Raw genomic sequence first — 18,950 nt, 5'->3', positions numbered from 1 at the left:
TCAATCGGTTACGAATCGCTTACGTTTTCGTACGCTGATTGAGCCCGTCCCGTCTTTATGTGACGACAACAAGAAAGGAATCTGCATGTCTGAGTTTGCTGGCGGTCCTGCCGGTCGTATCGAGCGTGTCCGTGCCCTGATGGTCGAGCGTGGCTACGACGCCATCGTGGTGCGCGACGAGGCAAATCTTCGTTGGCTTACGGGCGTGAAGGGCGTCTTCGATTACACCTTCGAGTTTCCGCACGCGGCGTTTATTACGGCTGACCAGTGCCTGTTCCATACCGATTCGCGCTATCTCAACAGCTTTGAGGAGAACACGCCCGCCGGCAGTCCCTGGGTCTACGACATGGACGAGGGCACCATCCCCGGTTGGGTCGCCGGCAAGATCGCGGCCAACAAGTGCCGCGTCTGCGCTGTCGAGGACGATATGCAGATTAACTTCTACCAGGGCATTCAGCGCGGCCTGGAGGACCGCTCCGTCGCTTGCATGCTGCCGCTGATGCACGACGACATCCGTAAGATGCGCGCCGTCAAGGATGCCGAGGAGATCGAGCTCATGCGCCACGCACAGTCGATCACCGACGCCGCCTTCCAGCATATGCTCGGCTTTATTAAGCCTGGTATGACCGAGAAGCAGGTTCGCAACGAGCTTGAGAACTTTATGTTCGCCAACGGCGCCGACAGCTTGGCCTTTGGCTCCATCGTCGCGAGCGGTCCCAACACTGCGAACCCGCACGCCGTCCCGAGTGACCGCGTGATCGAGAAGGGCGACTTCGTCCTCATGGATTACGGCGCGGGCTATTGCGACTACCGCTCCGATATGACGCGTACCGTCGTGATGGGCGAGCCTACCCAGGAGCAGCTCGACCTGTACGCGCTCGTGCGCCGTACGCACGAGGAGTGCGTCGCCGCCATCTATCCGGGCGTCGAGGGCAACGACATCTTCAAGCTTTCTAAGAAGATTATCGGGGATGCCGGTTATGGCGATTACTACAACCATGGCCTGGGCCACGGCGTCGGTATCGACATCCACGAGCTGCCCAACTTCAACCGTAGCAAGAACATCATCGAAGTTGGCTCGGTTATTACCATGGAGCCCGGCGTGTACCTGCCCGGTGTGGGCGGCGTGCGCTTGGAGGACTACGGCGTGGTCACCGAGAACGGCTACGAGCCCTTCACCAAGACCCCGCATGACCTCCACGTTATCGACTGCTAGTCTACTTCGTAGATAGTTTGGGGCGGGGCGTCCGAAATGATTCGGGCGCCCCGCGTTCTCTTTTTATGCGCTCGCTGCAGGCGCCGTCTGCAAGTGTATAATTTCGGTCGTATGTAATTTGGACGCTTGTGCGTTCTGCCTATAACAAGAAAGGTCGCTATGCCTACCATTTCTACCGCCGACTTCAAGAACGGCCTCGGTCTCCGCATTAAGGACAAGGTCTACACCATCGTCGAGTTCCAGCATGTCAAGCCGGGAAAGGGTGGCGCGTTTGTGCGCTACAAGACCCGCGACATCAAGAGCGGCCGCGTCGTCGAGAACACCTGCAACGCCGGCACCAAGTTCGAGAGCGTCATGCTCACCACCCGTGAGTTCCAGTACCTCTACAACGATGGCACCGACTACATCTTCATGGACAACGAGTCCTATGAACAGGTTCCCGTTCCCGAGGACATGGTGGGCGAGAACTCCAAGTGGCTGCGCGAGAACGACGTCTGCCAGCTGCTCTTCGCCGACGATGAGCTCATGGGCGTGACCCCGCCGATGTTCATCGAGACCACCATTGTCCAGACCGACCCGGGTTTTAAGGGCGATACCGTCCAGGGTTCCACCAAGCCGGCCACGATCGACACCGGCGCTGTCATCCAGGTCCCCATGTACCTCAACGAGGGCGAGGTCATCAAGGTTGACACCCGCGACGGCAAGTTCGTCTCCCGCGTCTAGCAACCAACTCTTCTAGGAGGACTCATGCCCCAGGAAATCAAGATTGACGGCATCGGCATTTCGCCTGATGTTCTGACCGCCATCGTCTCGCGCGCCGTGTCCGATGTCGAGGGCATCGCCTCCGTTGGCGTCAAGGACCTTGCCACCAACCTTGTCTCCATGATGCTCTCGTCCAAGGCCCCGGCTTCCGAGCCGGCGGTCGAGGCGGAGGTCGTCGGCGACAAGCTCGCACTCACCGTGCGTGTCGTGGTGTTCTTTGGCTATCCGTTCAAGAAACTCGCCGAGGCCGTTCGCGCCGCCGTGGTCGCCGCCATCGATGCCCAGGTGGGCGTTGAGGTCGAGCGCGTTGACGTTTGCATCGATGGCCTCGTTTTCCCCAAGGAGTAACCTTTGAGCCTTAAGGTTTATCGCGGGCGTACGCTTGCCCGCAGTCAGGCGCTGCAGCTGCTGTTCCAGGCCGAGGCCACGGACAGCCCGCTCGAGCGCGTCCTCGAGGGCGATTTCTTGATCTCGAAGGGTCCCCTCGACCCCTATGCGCTGGTGCTTTGCCGCGGTGCCTACGAGCATATTGATCGCATCGACTGTGCCCTGCGCGCCGTCGCCAAGAACTGGGATCTTATGCGCATGCCCGGTGCCGACCGCAATCTGCTGCGTATCGCTGTCTATGAGATGCGCTTCCTCACCGACGAAGAGGTTTCGGACGCTATCGTGATCAACGAGGCCGTAGAAATCGCTAAGGCTTATGGTACCGACCAGTCCGCATCGTTTGTCAACGGCGTGCTGGGCAAGATCGCTCGCAGCGAGGAGCTGCCGGGCGAGGACCTGTACCAGGAGCTGCTGGCCGAGGATCGCGCTCGCGAGGAGGCACAGGCTGCCGAGGCGGCCGCCAAGGTCGCTGCCGCTCAGGCTGCCGCCGGCGTATTAGCCGAGGATGCGGACGCTGCTGAGGCCGTCGAGGCCGACTCCGTCGAGGAGTAGTCATGCCAGAGGGTTCTGTCCGCAACTTTGACGAGATCTCGGACCGTCTAGACCAGATCATCGCTACCGTTCGCTCCAAGGATACGTCCTTGGAGCGTTCACTCGATCTGTTTGACGAGGCGATTGAGCTGGGCTCCCGCGCGGTCGATATGGTCGACAAGTTTGAGCTGACTCCGCGTGAGGCCGATAAGCTCGAGCAGGAATACGATGAGGACGCGGCAAACGAATCCCAAGATAGCTAGCCGCATCTCCGGATACGAATGGTTGATGGCATTCATGAAACGCGTGCGTCTTGATGACGAACTGATTTCACAGGGCATCTGCGCCGATCGCGCGGATGCCCTTCGCACTCTTATGGCCGGCTTGGTCTCGAGTGGCGGCGAGCGCTTGACTTCGCCGGGCCTTAAGGTGACCCCGGGTCTGCCGCTGCACGTGAAGGGGCGCATTCCCTATGTCGGCCGCGGCGGTCTTAAGCTCGAAGGCGCGCTTGATGCGTTTGGCATCAATCCGACGGGCCTTGCCTGTCTGGATGTTGGCTGCTCTACCGGCGGCTTTACCGATTGCCTGCTCAAGCGCGGAGCTGCGACCGTTGTCTCGGTGGACGTGGGTCGCGCCCAGTTCGATTGGTCGTTGCGTCAGGACGATCGCGTGACACTGCATGAGCGCACAAACGTGACGCAGCTGCCCGAGCTTGGCTATGCGGGCGCCATCGACCTGGCTGTGTGTGATGTCTCGTTTACCAGCATTGCGAACATTATCGATGCGGTGCTGGCGTGCCTGGCACCTATGGGCGCATTCTGCACGCTCGTAAAGCCGCAGTTTGAGGCTCCGGCGGCGCTGGTGGGTGAGGGCGGCATTGTGACCGATCCCGCCGTGCGCCGCGATACACTCGCGGCGGCGATTGAGCTCTTTGCTGCCAAGGGCCTGTTCCCGGTCGATGTGTGCGTATCACCCATTCATGGTGCCAAGGGCAACGTTGAGTTTTTCCTGTGCGGCACGAGGTTTGCCCCCGGTGAACGCACCGACGATGAGCTGCAATCCCAGGTATCGGTTTTGAGCGAGAAAGCTGCAACGCTATGAAGGTCTTTCTGGTTCCCAATTACTACAAGCAAGAGGCGGTCGAGAGTGGCCTGATGCTCGAGCTTTGGCTTTCGCGCCAGGGCTACGAGGTGGCATGGGCTGCCGATCAGCGCTCCAAGATCCAGAGCGCGCCCGATGTTGACGATGCCGACCTGGTCATTACGCTCGGCGGCGACGGCACGCTGCTGCGCGCGGCTCGTATCCTCAACTATCGCGAGATTCCTATCCTCGGTCTTTCCTATGGCCACCTGGGCTTTTTAACTGCTGCGAGTCCGGAGGAGCGCGACATCCTGCAGGTCGTGAGCGATGCCCTGTCCGGCGAGCTGCACGTGAGCCGTCGCGCCACGATCGCCGCGGATATCGTGTCCGTGCGCGACGATGGCACGAAGGATGTCGTGCGCACGTTCGCCCTCAACGACATGGCGCTCACGCGCGGCCCCCTTTCCGATATGGTCGAGTTTGACATCACGGTTTCCGGCCACCATATCGATCGCTTGCGTGGTGATGGCGTGGTCGTGTCCACGGCGACTGGTTCTACGGGGTACGCGCTGAGTGCCGGTGGCCCCATCGTGAGCCCCGACTATACGGGCATGGTCTGCGTACCCATTGCCCCGCACACCATTCAGGCTCGTGCCTTTTTGACTTCGCCGAGTGATGTCGTCGAAATCTTTATGTCTGATGACCGCCCGAGCGTTCCGGCGATCGCTATCGATGGACAGTTTATTACCTGCGATGGCACCGTCGAGAGCGTGGCGGCGCGCCGTGGGCCCGGAGATGTGCTGCTGCTCGATTACGGCCCCGAGAGCTTTTATAACTCGGTGAGCCGCGTATTCTACGGAGTCCGTCATGATCGATGAGCTGCAGGTTTCTAACATTGCACTCATTCGCGAGGCGACGTTGGTGCCGAGTGCCGGCCTGACTGTCCTGACCGGCGAGACCGGCGCCGGCAAGACCGCGCTGCTCTCGGCGCTCAAGCTCATTTTGGGCGAGCGCGCGGATTCGTCGATGGTGCGCGAGGGCGAGGCGCTGGCGAGCGTCGAGGCGCGCTTGTTCGACGGGCCGCACGACACGGAAGGCTTCACCGTGCAGCGCAGCCTTTCCGCCGAGGGCCGCAGTCGCGTAAAAATTGACGGCCGCATCGCCAGCGTGCGCGAGCTTTCGGAGTGCGTTGGCGTGATGATGGATCTGTGCGGGCAGCATGAGCATCAGCGCTTGCTCGACCCGGCGCATCACGTTGCGATGGTCGATGCCTGGGCGGGGCGCTCTGCGCTCGAGGCGCTGGATGCGTACCGCACCTGCTTTAAGGCATCGCGCGCTGCCGCCAAGGAAGTTCGACGTGTCGAAGAGGCCTCGCGTGCGCAGGGGAGCCGCGTCGAGGAGGCGCGCTTTGCCCTCGAGCGCATCGGCGAGGTCGATCCCAAGCCGGGCGAGTATGAGGAACTCGAGGAACTGCTGCCGCGCTCCGAACATGCCGAGGTACTGGTTGCCACAGCTAACGATGCCCATGCATCGCTTGCCGCCGAAGGGGGAGCGCTCGATGCCGTGAACAGTGCCGTGGCAGAGCTTTCCCGTATGGCTGCCGTCGATCGCAAACTGGGTGACATTGGCGATGCGCTTTCGGATGCCTGTATCTCCCTTGAGGATTGCGCGAACGAACTTCGTGCCTATCGCGATGGCGTCGCCTTCGACCCGCGCGAGCTCGCTCGCATGCGTGAGCGGTATTCCGACCTCAAGGGCCTGTTGCGTCAGTGGGGTCCCACCATGGACGATGTTTTTGCCATGCGCGATCGCTCGCAAGAACTGCTGTCCCTGGTCGATGATGGCGATGAACAGATCAAAAAGGCGCGTGAGGCGCTCGGGATCGCTGAGCGCGAGTTGTTTGCCGCTGCCAAGGCACTTAAGCGCGCTCGCAATACGGCGGCCCCGCGCTTCTGCCATGAGGTTGGCCGCCAGATGGCGCGCTTGGAGATGGGTAGTGCCGAGCTCGTCTGGGAGTCACGTGATCTTCCCCGTGCTGAGTGGACGCCCGTTGGTCCTTCGAGCTACGAGCTGCTATACCGCAGCGGTGCCGGTTTGACGCCGCGCCCCCTGCGCCGAATTGCGTCGGGCGGCGAGCTAAGCCGCGTCATGCTGGCAAGCAAGGTTGTCCTCGGTAACGCAGACGGTGTCGATACGCTGGTGTTTGACGAGGTTGATGCTGGTGTTGGTGGCTCCACGGCGCGTGCGCTTGCAGGCGTGCTGGCAGATCTCGCCGCTACGCATCAGGTGATTGTCGTAACCCACTTGGCACAGGTCGCCGTCATGGCCGACAAGCATTATGTTGTCAGCAAGGAACCGGGCGATGTTCCCCAGACGCATTTGGACGAGGTAACCGGCGAAGCGCGTACCGCCGAGATCGCCCGCATGCTCAGCGGCGATCAGTCCGAGGCAAGCTTGGCTCACGCAAAGCAGATGCTCGAAGAAGCTCGAGGTTAGGTCGTATCAGCGGTGTTGGTGGGACAAAATAGACTGTAATTTTTGTCCCACAACGCGTTTTACTCAACGACCTTGTCCGGCTGGATGAGCTCCTCGTAGTAGCTGATATGCTCGCGCGCGTCCTCGATTTCGGGCAGCAGGAAGTTGTAGATAACCTCGATGATCATCGTTGCGCTGATTTTAGAGAACGCAAAGTCGCCCGTCGTCAGCAGCGCTTCGTGGTTGACGGTATTAAAGGTGTAGTCTGCCAGGCGCGCGAGCGGGGATTTGCTGTCGCTGCTGATGACGACTATGGTTGCGCCGCAGTCGCGAGCCGCTTTTGCCATGCGATTCAGTCGGCGCGATTTGCCGGAGTTTGAGATAAGCACGATGACGTCACCCGGGCGCAACGTGAGCGCAAAGCCGATTGATGTCTCGCTAATGGTGCTTGCCATGCAGCGCAGGCCCAGCTGCGAAAACTTAAACGTCGCATCGAGCGCGACCGCGTTCGTATTGCCCACAGCCGCAAACTCAATAACCCCTGCATGCTTAAGGGCATGCACAACAGCCGCCAGCGTATCGTGGTCGATCCCGTCGATGGTCGCATTAAGCTCGCTTACCTTGGCAGCCAGTATGTTCTTGAGGCTCTGCTCCATATTGTCGAGCGAGACCTCGTCAGTCAGGCCCTCGTTGCGCTGGCTTTCCAAATCCCTTGCCAACGAAAACTGAAAGCTGCGGAAGCTACCAAAGCCAAGCTTGCGGCAGAAGCGAGAAACGGTCGCCTCGGACGTGGCGGCGGCGCGCGAGAGCTGAGCCGCCGTGAGGCGTGGCGCCTCGGACTGGTGCTCCAATATATAGTCGACAATGCGCTGCTCGGACTCGCTATATCCCTGATGGGTACTAATGAGGGAAAGCGCGCTCTTGCTACTATCGGTCATGGATGGCTCCTGGTTGGCATGAAAATCGGACTCGTTTTGTAATGTCATAGTATAGGGGGATTGTCAATTACAAGATACACCTTGCCGTTTCAAGTGTTGATGGTAAACTTTCACTTACCGTTTACGGTTATGAAAGAACCTTTCACCGGAGAATTGCGCCTTGTCTCTTCTCACGCGGACGGTAGGTTGGTATCTTTCAGTTGTGGAAAAGCGCGCAAGGACGCGCGTGTAGGGGAGCGCCTGCGGGCGCAAAACTTAAAAAGGAGGGACACATGGCTAAGTTTGACATCATTGCCGCGACCGGTTGCCCGACCGGCATTGCGCACACCTTCATGGCGAAGGAGGCGCTGGAGAAGGCAGCTGCCGAGCGCGGTCTGACCATTAAGGTCGAGACTCATGGCCAGGTCGGTGTCGAGAACGAGCTCACTAAGAGCGAGATCGCTGGCGCCAAGGCCGTCGTCGTCGCAGCTGACAAGGATGTCCAGGCCGAGCGTTTTGCCGGCAAGCCCATGGTTTCCGTTGGTGTATCCAAGGCCCTGTCCGTTGAGGCCGCCGGTAAGCTGATTGACCGCGCGCTCGCCGCCAAGGGCGACAGCACGGTTGCAGCCGCTGCCGATGTCGAGGACGAGGTCGAGGAGAAGGAGTCCATCGGCCACGTCATCTACAAGCACCTTATGAACGGCGTCAGCCATATGCTGGTCTTCGTCGTCGCCGGTGGTGTCCTGACCGCCGTTTCGTTCCTGTGGGGCATCACGTCCTTCGATTCGACGGCTGCCGACTACAACAGCTTCGCCGCTATGCTCAAGATCATCGGCGGCATTGCCATGAACCTCATGGTTCCCGTGCTTTCCGCCTACATCGCCGAATCCATCGGCAAGCGCCCGGCGCTCGTCCCCGGTTTTGTTGCCGGCATGATCGCCATCCAGGGCCTGCCTGTTAACGCCGAGACCGGCCTGATCGACGCTGGTGGCGCCGGCGTGGGCTTCGGCTTCCTCGGCGGCATCGTCGGTGGCTTCCTCGCCGGTTATGTCATCCTACTGCTCGAGAAGGTCTTTGCCGGTCTGCCCAAAAACCTGGACGGCCTCAAGGCAATCTTCCTGTACCCGCTGTTCTCGACGGCTATCGTCGGCCTGGTCATGCTCGGCATTTCCGGCCCCATGGCTGCCATCAACACCGCCATGATGGACTTCCTCAAGGGTCTGTCCGCCTCTGGCGCCGTTGTTCTGGGTCTTGCTATCGGCTGCATGTGCGCCTTTGACATGGGCGGCCCGGTCAACAAGGCTGCTTATGTCACCGGTACCGCTATGCTCACCGAGGCCCTGGCCGCCGGTGTTGGCACCGACACCTACAACTTCGGTACCAACTTCATGGCTGCCGTCTCCGCCGCTTGCATCGTTCCGCCGCTGATCACCACCTTCGCCGTCGTTGTCGGCAAGAAGTACTTCAGCCAGGAGGATCATGACGCCGGTATCGTCAACCTCATCCTTGGTTGCACCCACATCACCGAGGGCGCCATTCCGTTCATGACCAAGAACATCTGGCCCGTCATGCCCATCATGATGCTCGGTTCCTCTATCGCTTCGATCCTGACCATTATGTTCAACGTTCACGATCCGGCGCCTCACGGTGGCTTCCTGGTCCTGCCCGTTGTCGAGAACGGTCCGCTGTGGGTCCTCGCGATCCTCATCGGCGCCGTTGTCGGTGGCATCCTGTTCGTGGCCTTCAAGAAGCACGACTTCGAGAAGAATCAGAAGGCCGCTCCTGCTGCTCCCTCTAAGTCGGTCGAGGCTCCCAAGCCCGCTGTTGTCGAGGCCCCCAAGGCCGAGGCTGCCGACTTTGTGAAGGTCGAGAACGTTTTTGTCGCCGAGGACTTCACTTCTCGTGACGAGGCTCTGAGCTTCGTTTCCAACCAGGCTGTCAAGGCCGGTATCGCCAGTGACGCCGACGCCGTGATGAACGCCTTCCTGGCTCGCGAGGCCGAGGGCACCACGGGCATGATGGAGGGCTTCGCCATTCCGCATGCCAAGTCCGACGCCATTACCGAGGCTGCCGTCATCGTCGTCAAGGACGAGTCTGGCGTGACCGGTTGGGACACCATGGACGGCGCTCCCGTCAACGTGGCCATCGCTCTGCTCATCCCGGGTGCCCAGGCTGGCACCACGCACCTCAAGATCCTGTCCAAGGTCGCCGAGGCGCTCATGGACGAGGACTTCCGTGCCACCGTCAAGGGTTCCACCGACGCCGCCGAGATCGCAAAGACGATCAACGCCCGCCTGGTCTAATCCCACAGTTCGCGAATTACATCGCCCCCTGTAATAAAGGTGGAGACCCTCTCCAGGGCCTCCGCCTTTTTCGAAAATAGAGAACACACCGGTTGATCCCATCAGCCAGAATTCCTTTCAGCCGACATTGCTCTGGACCGACCGAGTTTCCGCAGCTTGCTCGCCGGGCGGGGCGATTAAGTTTGTCGCGAGTTCCGCACGCAAAGGAAAGCACTTAATGTGCTTTCCGTCTTGCGCAGGACTATAGAGCAGCAAACTTAACCGCCCCGCCCGGCGAGCAAGCGGACGACAAACACATCTGTCCAATAATTCGTCTGAAACACAATGAAAAACCGTTTGATGTGAGTTAATATAAACAACGTCGTGAATCTGACTCCTGTCGCATGCATGACAGGGGTTAAACACAAAAAAGGAGTCAATTATGGTTTCTGAGAAGGCTACCCTCGTTAATCCTCAGGGTCTGCACATGCGTCCGGCTGGCCTGTTCGCCTCCACCATGGGCAAGTACGCCTGTGACGTGACGGTCGTCACCCCCGAGAAGGAGGTCAACGGCAAGTCCCCGATGGCCCTCATGGCTGCTGGTATCCCCTGCGGCACCGAGGTTGAGGTCAAGTGCGACGGCGCTGACGAGGCCGAGGCTCTGGCTGCTGCCATCGAGCTCATCAAGAGCGGTCTTGGCGAGTAGAACTCAAACGGGTCGCATGTTGAACAACTAAGTTCATATTTGGGGGCGCAGTGACCTGTTTTAAGGTAGCTGCGCTCTTTTGTCATGGATATGGCAAAACGCTTTATCACATGACACGGAGAGAGGAATGGGAATGTATCAGGGAGTCAACGCTTCTGAGGGCATTGGTATCGGCACCGTCATGGTCGCCGTCGATCCCGACTTGACGTTTGAGCCGCACGAGGTTGCTGATTCGGCAGCAGAGAAGGAGCGCTATCAGACCGCTCTTTCGGTCTTCTGCGATAAGACCCAGGCTCAGGCCGACCACATGAAGGAGACGGTGGGCGAGGCCGAGGCCGAGATCATGAGCGGACACATTGTCCTGGCTCAGGACCCGGGCATGACCGACGCCATCAACGCCGCCATTGATGGCGGCACCTGCGCCGAGCAGGCGCTCATGGACACCTCGACCATGTTCGAGAACATGTTCCTGTCCATGGACGATGAGATGTTCCGTCTGCGCGCGGCCGACATCGCCGACATCCGCACCGGTATTCTGGCCGAGCTGCTGGGCAAGGAGGTCGTCGACCTCTCCGTCCTGCCCGAGAACACCGTCGTTGTCGTGCACGACCTCACGCCGTCCATGACCGCCACGATCGACAAAGCTCACGTTGCCGGTATCGTCACCGAGACCGGTGGCCGTACGTCGCACTCCGCGATCATCGCACGTGCCCTTGAGATTCCAGCCGTCCTTTCGGTTTCCAACAGCTGCACCGCACTGCGCAACGGCATGACCGTCGTCGTCGACGGTGGCAAGGGTGTTGTCGAGGCCGATCCCGACGAGGAGACGCTTGCCGCCTACACCGCCAAGGCCGAGGCCTTCGCTGCCGAGAAGGCAGCCCTCGAGTCCTTCCGCGGCAAGCCTTCTGTGACTGCCGATGGCATCAAGAAGATCATCGCCTGCAACATCGGCAACCCCGATGACGTGCCCAACGCGCTCGATCACGACGCCGAGGCTATCGGCCTGTTCCGCTCCGAGTTCCTGTTCATGGACTCCGCCGAGCTTCCTTCCGAGGAGGAGCAGTTCAACGCCTACCGCAAGGTCGCCAGTGCGCTTAAGGGCGCTCCGGTCATCATCCGCACGCTCGATGTGGGTGGCGACAAGGAGATTCCGTACCTGCACATGGTCAAGGAAGAGAACCCCTTCATGGGCTTCCGCGCCGTGCGTTACTGCCTGGCCAACCCCGACCAGTACAAGGTGCAGCTCCGCGCCCTGCTGCGCGCCAGCGCCTTTGGCGACGTCAAGATCATGATCCCGCTCGTCACCTGCGTCGAGGAAGTCGTGGCCGTTAAGGAGCTCGTCGAGCAGTGCAAGGCCGAGCTGACCGAAGAGGGCCGCAAGTTCAACGAGAACATCGAGGTCGGCATTATGGTCGAGACGCCTGCCGCCTCGCTGCTCGCTGACCGCCTGGCCGAGGTCGCCGACTTCTTCTCCATCGGCACCAACGACCTGATTGGCTACACCATGTGCGCCGACCGTGGCAACGACACCATCTCCAACCTGTACCAGGTGTACTATCCCGCCGTGCTCCGCTCTCTCAAGAACATCATTGAGAGCGGCGTGAAGGCCGGCATCATGGTCGGCATGTGCGGCGAGGCCGCTGCCGATCCGCTGCTTGAGCCGCTGCTGATCAGCTGGGGCCTGGAGGAGTTCTCGATGAGCGCTCCGTCGATCCTGCGCGCCCGCAAGACCATCAGCCAGTGGACCAGGGCCGAGTGCGACGAGCTCGCCGAGAAGGCGCTCGCCTGCAACACCGCCGCCGAGGTCAAGGCGCTGCTCGAGTCCGCAGCTCGCTAATTTGGTATCAGAGGTAACCGCGTGGCTGGAATGGGCCGGCCACGCGGCCCTCACGTATACAGGGGGTACTGTAAATGTTCTACACGCTAACTGCTAACCCGGCTGTCGACATGACGGTTTCGAGCTCTCCGCTTGAGCCCGATGAGAACGTCCGCACCGGTTCGGCCAGCTACACGGCCAACGGCAAGGGCCTCGACGTGTCCTTCGCCTTCAAGAAGATGGGGGTCGACACCGTCGCGCTCGGCTTCTTCGCTGGCTTCACCGGCAAGTTTATCGTCGAGGAGGTCATGAACCTCGGTTGCCTGTGCCGCCCGGTCTGGACCGACGGTATCACGCGCATCAACACCTACGTCAACGATGGCCAGCACGAGTACGGCATCCTGAACCCCGGCGCTCCGATTACGCCGCAGCACCAGGAGGAGCTCTACAACATCCTGGACACCGCGGGCGATCTTGAGTGCCTGATCGTCTCCGGCTCCGTGCCTCCCAAAGCCACGCCCGACTTCCTGGCTCAGGTCATGGAGCACGCTCAGGCTCGTGGCGCCGACGTCGTCCTGGACCTGTCCTCCGACAAGCTCAAGGAGCTCGCTCACAAGAAGCCGCTGCTCATCAAGCCGAACCATCACGAGATGAAGGCTATCTTCGGTGTGCCGGTCGATACCGACGACGAGGTCCGCATTGCCATGAAGCTGGCTCACGAGGCCGGCGTTCAGAACGTGCTGCTCACCCGTGGTAGCCGCGGCGACGCCTACTTCTCTAACGGCGAGGACATCTGGTACGCGAAGCGTGAGTTCAACATCAAGCTGGTCTCTTCCGTCTGCGCCGGCGACTGCACCCTCGCTGCGTTCCTGCACAAGTGGTACAAGAACCGCGACAACGTCGAGGAGGCCATGAAGCTCGCTATGGCCACCGGTGCCAACGTTGCCGAGTCCGTCGGCATTGGCGACTTTGGTCACGTCGACGAGTACAGCAAGCGCATTGCTGTCCGCAAGCTCGATCGTCAGTAATCGAAACGCGACATATTCGTGCGCATGCGGCGCCCCGGTTTCGGCCGGGGCGCCTTTTTTGTTCGCCCATGGGGGAGACATGTTCTGCCGTACTCCATCGCTTTCACACCGTTTACCGAGTTGTCCTAGCCTTTTACCAATGTGTGGAATATACTTTCATTAACACGTTGCTTTGTGAAAGGAACATTCATGATTTACACGCTCACTGCAAATCCCGCCATCGACTACAACATCGCCTGCGACGGTCTTGACGCCAACACCGTCACGCGTACCCGCAACGCCGTTTACACGCCCAACGGCAAGGGTCTCAACGTCTCGTTCACCCTCGATCACTACGGCGTCGACACCACGATCCTGGGCTTCTTCGCCGGCTTTTCTGGCGAGTTTATCGTCAAGGGCGCCGAGGCCCTGGGCGTACCCGTCAAGCCCGTGTGGACCGATGGCATCACGCGCGTCAACGTGTTCCTCAACGCGGGCCCCGATACCGAGTACAACATGGTCAACGCCGGTGCCGCCATCAACGAGGCCAACGAGCAGGAGATGTTCGAGCTCATCGATTCGCTCGACGACATGACCTGCCTGGTCATTAGCGGCTCACTGCCCCCCAACACTTCCGAGGGTTTCCTGTCCGAGGTGCTTCGCCGCGTCAAGGCCAAGGGTGCCGAGTTCGTGCTCGACATCTCGAGCCATCAGCTGGCAGACCTCATTGCTATGGAGCCTCTGCTGATTAAGCCTAATGACGACGAGCTGCTCGATATCTTTGGCATTAAGGTGAGCGGTGGCGACGACGAGTCCGTCAAGGGTGCCATGGCCGAGCTGCATGCCAAGGGCGCTAAGAACGTACTGCTGACCCTTGGCGGCGATGGCGCGTACTTCTCCAACGGCGAGCACATCTGGTTTGCCAACCGCACCTTCGACGTCAAGCTGCTGTCGACGGTGTGCGCGGGCGACTCCTCCCTGGCCGCTTTCCTGTCCGTGTGGCACGACGCCCCCGAGCGCGTCGAGGACGCCCTGCGCCTGTCGATGGCAACCGGCGCCAACGTGGTCGAGTGCCCGGGTCTGGGTGACTTTGCCAAGGTGGAGGAGTACAAGAAGGGTATTGCCATCCGTCAGGTTTGCTAGCGCGGCACACGGTTACATTCTTTGCTTGTCGAGCACCCGTCTCGGATTTTCGAGACGGGTGCTTTTTTAAGCCTGCTGTCGAGCCCTTGGGGCTCAATCGTGCGCGAAGTGGGTTCGCGTGTGCGCCTTCTTCTGTTTCTTGCTAGACTTCTTGAGAACCAACAATCAATACACTCGCAATTGCAGGAGGCCACAGGAATGTGCACAGTTTCGCTTAACGCTACGCAGCCGTCAGCCGCCTCCCTGCGCGTCCTACGCGCGCTCGAGGCAGCTGGTCTTGAGGCTTGGTACGTAGGCGGTTGGGTACGCGATGCCCTTATGGGATGCCCCAGCCACGATGTTGATATGTGCTGCAGCGGCCTGTGGCAGGAGTCCAAGGCAGCACTCGAGGCTGCCGGCATTGCGGTGGTTGAATCGGGTATTAAATTTGGCGGCATCACCGCCATTAGTGATGGCGAGCGTATCGAGGTCACTACGTACCGCCTGGACGGCTTTTACACCGATGGCCGCCATCCGCAAAGCGTGGAGCGTGCGGCGTCGCTTGAGGACGATCTGGCGCGCCGCGACTTTACCGTCAACGCCATGGCCTGGCATCCCGAGCGCGGGCTTGTCGACCGCTACGACGGCCAGGGTGATTTGGAACGAAAGCTGATCCGTGCCGTCGGCGATCCCAAGCGTCGCTTTAACGAGGATGCCCTGCGCATGCTGCGTGCGGTGCGTTTTGCCTGCCGCCTGGACTTTGTGATTGAGCCCGAGACTAAGCGTGCCCTTGCCGAGTGCGCGCCGCTGCTCGATGCCGTGGCGCGCGAGCGTGTGGGCATTGAGCTTGAGGGCATCCTTTCGACCGGCCACGGGGGAGACGCCATGCTGCGCTACCCCGAGCTTGTTTGCGCCGCCGTGCCCGAGTTGGCAGCGGGTCGCGGGTTTGATCAGCGCAGCGTCTACCATGCCTTTAACGTTTACGAGCATATCGCCCGCGTGCTGACGGTGGCAGGGGAGCTGGCGCTGTGTGACGGCGTCGCGCCCTCGTCGAGCCTGATGTGGGCGGCGTTTTTGCACGACGTTTCCAAGCCCGAGTGTTTTACGGTCGATCATGCGGGCAGCGGCCACTTTTACGGTCATCCCGAGCTCGGCGCTAAGAAGGCGCGTGTCATTATGGATCGCCTGGCGCTTTCGCATGACTTGGTTCGCGACGTGTGCTTGCTCATCAATTACCATGACAAGCCGCTGCGCCCCGAGCGTACTTGTCTGCTCAATATGATGCGCGCGCTTTCGGGCGAGGGCGTCGACACCGCCCGCCTGATGGACGCGCTCATGGATCTCAAGCGTGCCGATACGCTCGGCAAGGCCCCGTCGTGCTTCTATTACGTCGAGACCATCGAGGAGATGCGCGCGCTGGCGCACGAGCTATTGGAGGCAGGGGAGCCCTATACGCTCAAGATGCTCGCTATCAACGGCGGCGATCTGATCCGCGCCGGTGTGAAGTCGGGGCCCGAGCTAGGTCAGCTTCTCAACGCAGCGCTCGACGCCGTGATCGAGGACAACATCCCCAACGACCGCGAAGCTCTTTTGGTCCATCTCAACCTAGGGTAGTTAAATTGGGACGGGGCTTTTTTAGCTACCCCTGCTGGCAGCACCGGCGGTTCGGTCGATTGACGGCTAGGGCAGCTAAAAAAGCCCCGTCCCAAATTAACTACCTTGCTGACCTGCGCGTTCCATAACCTGCCGACAAATTTTCGGCAATTTGTAATTTTTCTTGCGCTCGCGTTTTTTGTCCCGTAATATATTTCCTCGCAGCACGGCAGTGCAGATGTCATGTGGCCCGTTCGTCTAGCGGTTTAGGACGCCGCCCTCTCAAGGCGGAGATCACCAGTTCGAATCTGGTACGGGCTACCATTTCTTTTCTGCCGAGATTTATGGCCCGTTCGTCTAGCGGTTTAGGACGCCGCCCTCTCAAGGCGGAGATCACCAGTTCGAATCTGGTACGGGCTACCATTTCTTTTCTGCCGAGATTTATGGCCCGTTCGTCTAGCGGTTTAGGACGCCGCCCTCTCAAGGCGGAGATCACCAGTTCGAATCTGGTACGGGCTACCATTTCTTTTCTGCCGAGATTTATGGCCCGTTCGTCTAGCGGTTTAGGACGCCGCCCTCTCAAGGCGGAGATCACCAGTTCGAATCTGGTACGGGCTACCATTTCTTTTCTGCCGAGATTTATGGCCCGTTCGTCTAGCGGTTTAGGACGCCGCCCTCTCAAGGCGGAGATCACCAGTTCGAATCTGGTACGGGCTACCATTTCTTTTCTGCCGAGATTTATGGCCCGTTCGTCTAGCGGTTTAGGACGCCGCCCTCTCAAGGCGGAGATCACCAGTTCGAATCTGGTACGGGCTACCACGCATCTGATACCCGGACTTCCCACGGAAGGCCGGGTTTTTTATTATCAAACAACCGTCTGCAATTCCCGTTTGAACAAGAGCTTTGCGTTCTGCTTATGGCCCTTACGGGTACAATAACCAAGTTATTTTGACTGTTAGAAGGAGTCTCATGACGGAGTCCTCTCAGCATACGTCCAAGCCCCTGGTCGAGGTTGAGGCCTCGGGCGGCGATGACAATAAGAGCGCACGCCGCGGCGCCATCTTTATCGGCGTTGTGCTGGTGGGTTATATCCTCTATCTGGTGGTAACCGGGCAGATGGGGCAGTTCTGGGCTGCTATGTCGAGCGTCCAGGCGCCCTGGCTCGTTGTCGCGTGTCTATGCATGTTCATGTATCTGTTCTTTGGCATTGTGGCCTATGCGATCGCCGTCTGGCTCGACCCCAATTCACCCGTCGGCATTCGCGACCTGATCTCTGTCGAGGCTAGCGGCATCTTTTTTGGTAACCTGACGCCCATGATGATGGGCTCGACTCCTGCCCAGATTTACCGCCTGACCAAAGCGGGCCAAAATGTCGGCGAGGCCGGCGCCACGCAGTTCACGCGTTTTATCGTGTATCAGTTTGGCCTTGTTGCCTGGGGTGCTATCCTGCTACTTGCTCGCATGCCGTTTTTCGCCGAGCGCTATGGCGACATGACACTGCTGTGCGTCTTTAGCTTTGGCGGACACTGCTGCATCTTGCTAGGTATCTTTGCCGTCGCGCTCATGCCTAAGACCGTCACGCGCGTCGCCCATTGCATCATTAATTGGCTCGAGCGCATAGGTGTCTCGTCCACTAAGATCGAGGGATGGCGCACGTTTGTCGATGGCGAGGTCTATTCGTTCTCCGAGAAGTTCAAGCTTTCGGCTGGCCATTTTTCGTCCATGCTGCTCACCGTGTTTATCACCATGCTGCAGCTCGCGTTTTTCTATCTGGTGCCGTATTTTCTGATGCTTGCCTTTGGCCACCACGAGGTCGACTTTTTCTCGGTCATGGCCGCGAGCGCCTTTGTTCAGCTCCTCAGCTCTGCTGTTCCCCTGCCCGGTGGCACCGGCGGTGCCGAGGGTGGCTTCGCGCTTTTCCTGGGTCATTTTTTTGGATCGGCTTCGACCGCCGGCTATCTGCTGTGGCGCCTCATTACGTTTATTGCGCCGACCATTTTGGCTGCGCCCCTGCTGGGCCTTAAGAGCGCCCACAACGAGAGCATCCATGCGCGCTGGGATCGCGTGATGTGCAAGCTCGGCCGCACGCCTCAGACGCCCTCTGCGCCCACTAAGCCGCACCCCACGAATGCTGTTACCGTTGATCCCAAGAAGCACGCTCAGAAGGCTTCTGGGACCGCTAAGCCGGCTCATAAAGCCTATGTGCGCCAGACAGGCGATGGTATTCGCGTATCTCCGTCGGCACTCAATAAGAAGAAGCACCTTAAGTCGCAGTAGGGCAGTCGTGCGTTCTTCATGATGCGGGGCATATTTGTGCTGTATGGGGGATAATCCTCTTACGTAGATTATCTCTCATCTGTTGATGAGTGCCCGTATATCGAAGGGACACGCCCATGGCCACCAGCAAACCGCGTATTGATCGCCGCATCGTTCGCAGCCGCACTGCCATCCTTTCCGCTTTCGAGCGCCTGCTCATGGAAAAGCCGCTGGCAGACATTACGGTGAGTGCCATCGCGCGCGAGGCCAATGTCGACCGCAAGACCTTTTACGTTCACTTTGGTACGGTTGATGGCTTGCTCGATGCCATTGCCGTCGATGTGGTGGAGATGATTGTCGACTCGGTCGAGAAAACGCTTGCTTCCATGGACGGTGACACCAACGAGCGCGCCCTGGGCGCGGCGGCGACCTTCTTTAAAACCGTTAACGAGGCACTGTGCAACAACCTGCTGCTCAATCGCCAGCTCATCGAAAACATTCCGCTTGACGACTTTATGGCTCGCCTGCGTGTGCCGCTCGAGCACGAGATTGCCGAGCGCGGCCTGCTGCCCGAGGGCATTAAGGACGAAATGTTCGAATACTACCTGGCGTTCTTGCTGTCCGGTATTATCGGCATCTATCGCACGTGGGCATTGTCCGATGGCTCGGTCGCCATTGAGCGCGTCTCGGCAGTCGCCAACGACCTGACTCTGAACGGTCTTTCGAGCTTGGAGACCCGTTTGTCCTAGCGCGGGCGCCCCTCCCGAGGCGCCCGCGTCTTTGCTGCCTGCTCCGTTATC

The 18,950-nt window shown here is 59.9% G+C and carries 17 protein-coding genes and 6 tRNA genes; 22 read left to right on the top strand and 1 reads right to left on the bottom strand.

Annotated features, from left to right (window positions below; all coding sequences use genetic code 11):
- Positions 1–85: 85 nt before the first annotated feature.
- The 8 genes from DWX25_RS07620 (at position 86) to DWX25_RS07585 (ending at position 6,472) form a co-directional block, all read left to right on the top strand.
- The gene (locus tag DWX25_RS07620; protein ID WP_117799247.1) at positions 86–1,216 is read left to right on the top strand and encodes a Xaa-Pro peptidase family protein; all 1,131 of its coding nucleotides are present in this window, start codon (positions 86–88) and stop codon (positions 1,214–1,216) included.
- A 159-nt stretch (positions 1,217–1,375) separates the two neighbouring features.
- Positions 1,376–1,939: an elongation factor P gene (gene efp / locus DWX25_RS07615; protein WP_117799248.1), complete on the top strand. Its 564-nt coding sequence runs from the start codon at positions 1,376–1,378 to the stop codon at positions 1,937–1,939.
- Between the two features lie 24 nt (positions 1,940–1,963).
- Positions 1,964–2,326 (top strand): Asp23/Gls24 family envelope stress response protein, encoded by a 363-nt coding sequence (locus DWX25_RS07610; protein ID WP_006233982.1) that lies wholly within the window; start codon positions 1,964–1,966, stop codon positions 2,324–2,326.
- Positions 2,327–2,329: 3 nt separating this feature from the next.
- Complete coding sequence (nusB, locus tag DWX25_RS07605) at positions 2,330–2,917, top strand: transcription antitermination factor NusB (RefSeq protein WP_147326609.1); 588 nt, start codon at positions 2,330–2,332, stop codon at positions 2,915–2,917.
- Positions 2,918–2,919: 2 nt separating this feature from the next.
- Positions 2,920–3,159 (top strand): exodeoxyribonuclease VII small subunit, encoded by a 240-nt coding sequence (locus DWX25_RS07600; RefSeq protein ID WP_006233978.1) that lies wholly within the window; start codon positions 2,920–2,922, stop codon positions 3,157–3,159.
- 34 nt (positions 3,160–3,193) lie between these two features.
- Entirely contained in the window at positions 3,194–3,997 is an 804-nt protein-coding gene (locus DWX25_RS07595) for a TlyA family RNA methyltransferase (RefSeq protein WP_233505267.1), read from the top strand.
- Positions 3,994–4,854 (top strand): NAD(+)/NADH kinase, encoded by an 861-nt coding sequence (locus DWX25_RS07590; protein WP_117735069.1) that lies wholly within the window; start codon positions 3,994–3,996, stop codon positions 4,852–4,854. Before DWX25_RS07595 ends, DWX25_RS07590 begins: the two co-directional genes overlap by 4 nt.
- On the top strand, positions 4,844–6,472 hold the full coding sequence (locus DWX25_RS07585) for a DNA repair protein RecN (protein ID WP_117799250.1): 1,629 nt from the start codon (positions 4,844–4,846) through the stop codon (positions 6,470–6,472). Before DWX25_RS07590 ends, DWX25_RS07585 begins: the two co-directional genes overlap by 11 nt.
- Before the next feature lie 59 nt (positions 6,473–6,531).
- On the opposite strand, the gene DWX25_RS07580 is transcribed toward DWX25_RS07585, so the two are convergent.
- A complete protein-coding gene (locus tag DWX25_RS07580; RefSeq protein WP_118273438.1) occupies positions 6,532–7,389 on the bottom strand; it encodes a MurR/RpiR family transcriptional regulator in 858 nt (285 codons plus the stop codon).
- A gap of 272 nt (positions 7,390–7,661) precedes the next feature.
- On the opposite strand from DWX25_RS07580, the gene DWX25_RS07575 reads away from it, so the two are divergent.
- The 14 genes from DWX25_RS07575 (at position 7,662) to DWX25_RS07510 (ending at position 18,899) form a co-directional block, all read left to right on the top strand.
- The gene (locus DWX25_RS07575; protein ID WP_117794269.1) at positions 7,662–9,671 is read left to right on the top strand and encodes a fructose-specific PTS transporter subunit EIIC; all 2,010 of its coding nucleotides are present in this window, start codon (positions 7,662–7,664) and stop codon (positions 9,669–9,671) included.
- 421 nt (positions 9,672–10,092) lie between these two features.
- Positions 10,093–10,356: an HPr family phosphocarrier protein gene (locus tag DWX25_RS07570; RefSeq protein ID WP_022094575.1), complete on the top strand. Its 264-nt coding sequence runs from the start codon at positions 10,093–10,095 to the stop codon at positions 10,354–10,356.
- A 133-nt stretch (positions 10,357–10,489) separates the two neighbouring features.
- The gene (ptsP, locus tag DWX25_RS07565; RefSeq protein WP_117735073.1) at positions 10,490–12,193 is read left to right on the top strand and encodes a phosphoenolpyruvate--protein phosphotransferase; all 1,704 of its coding nucleotides are present in this window, start codon (positions 10,490–10,492) and stop codon (positions 12,191–12,193) included.
- Positions 12,194–12,267: 74 nt separating this feature from the next.
- On the top strand, positions 12,268–13,200 hold the full coding sequence (locus DWX25_RS07560) for a 1-phosphofructokinase family hexose kinase (RefSeq protein ID WP_117735074.1): 933 nt from the start codon (positions 12,268–12,270) through the stop codon (positions 13,198–13,200).
- A 189-nt stretch (positions 13,201–13,389) separates the two neighbouring features.
- A complete protein-coding gene (locus tag DWX25_RS07555) occupies positions 13,390–14,322 on the top strand; it encodes a 1-phosphofructokinase family hexose kinase (RefSeq protein WP_117799251.1) in 933 nt (310 codons plus the stop codon).
- A gap of 198 nt (positions 14,323–14,520) precedes the next feature.
- A complete protein-coding gene (locus DWX25_RS07550; RefSeq protein WP_117799252.1) occupies positions 14,521–15,915 on the top strand; it encodes a CCA tRNA nucleotidyltransferase in 1,395 nt (464 codons plus the stop codon).
- A 226-nt stretch (positions 15,916–16,141) separates the two neighbouring features.
- A tRNA-Glu gene (locus tag DWX25_RS07545) sits at positions 16,142–16,218 on the top strand.
- A 22-nt stretch (positions 16,219–16,240) separates the two neighbouring features.
- Positions 16,241–16,317, top strand: a tRNA-Glu gene (locus tag DWX25_RS07540).
- A gap of 22 nt (positions 16,318–16,339) precedes the next feature.
- A tRNA-Glu gene (locus DWX25_RS07535) sits at positions 16,340–16,416 on the top strand.
- 22 nt (positions 16,417–16,438) lie between these two features.
- Positions 16,439–16,515: transfer RNA gene (locus tag DWX25_RS07530), tRNA-Glu, on the top strand.
- Positions 16,516–16,537: 22 nt separating this feature from the next.
- Positions 16,538–16,614, top strand: a tRNA-Glu gene (locus DWX25_RS07525).
- Between the two features lie 22 nt (positions 16,615–16,636).
- Positions 16,637–16,713, top strand: a tRNA-Glu gene (locus DWX25_RS07520).
- A 150-nt stretch (positions 16,714–16,863) separates the two neighbouring features.
- Entirely contained in the window at positions 16,864–18,171 is a 1,308-nt protein-coding gene (locus DWX25_RS07515) for a lysylphosphatidylglycerol synthase transmembrane domain-containing protein (RefSeq protein WP_117762929.1), read from the top strand.
- Between the two features lie 116 nt (positions 18,172–18,287).
- Complete coding sequence (locus DWX25_RS07510; protein WP_117762930.1) at positions 18,288–18,899, top strand: TetR/AcrR family transcriptional regulator; 612 nt, start codon at positions 18,288–18,290, stop codon at positions 18,897–18,899.
- Positions 18,900–18,950 lie beyond the last annotated feature (51 nt).

It is taken from the genome of Collinsella sp. AF18-8LB (assembly GCF_003459795.1).
In the GTDB taxonomy this organism is placed as follows: domain Bacteria; phylum Actinomycetota; class Coriobacteriia; order Coriobacteriales; family Coriobacteriaceae; genus Collinsella.
The sequence above is the reverse complement of the archived record's forward strand: the minus strand, read 5'-3'. Positions and strand labels throughout refer to the sequence as shown.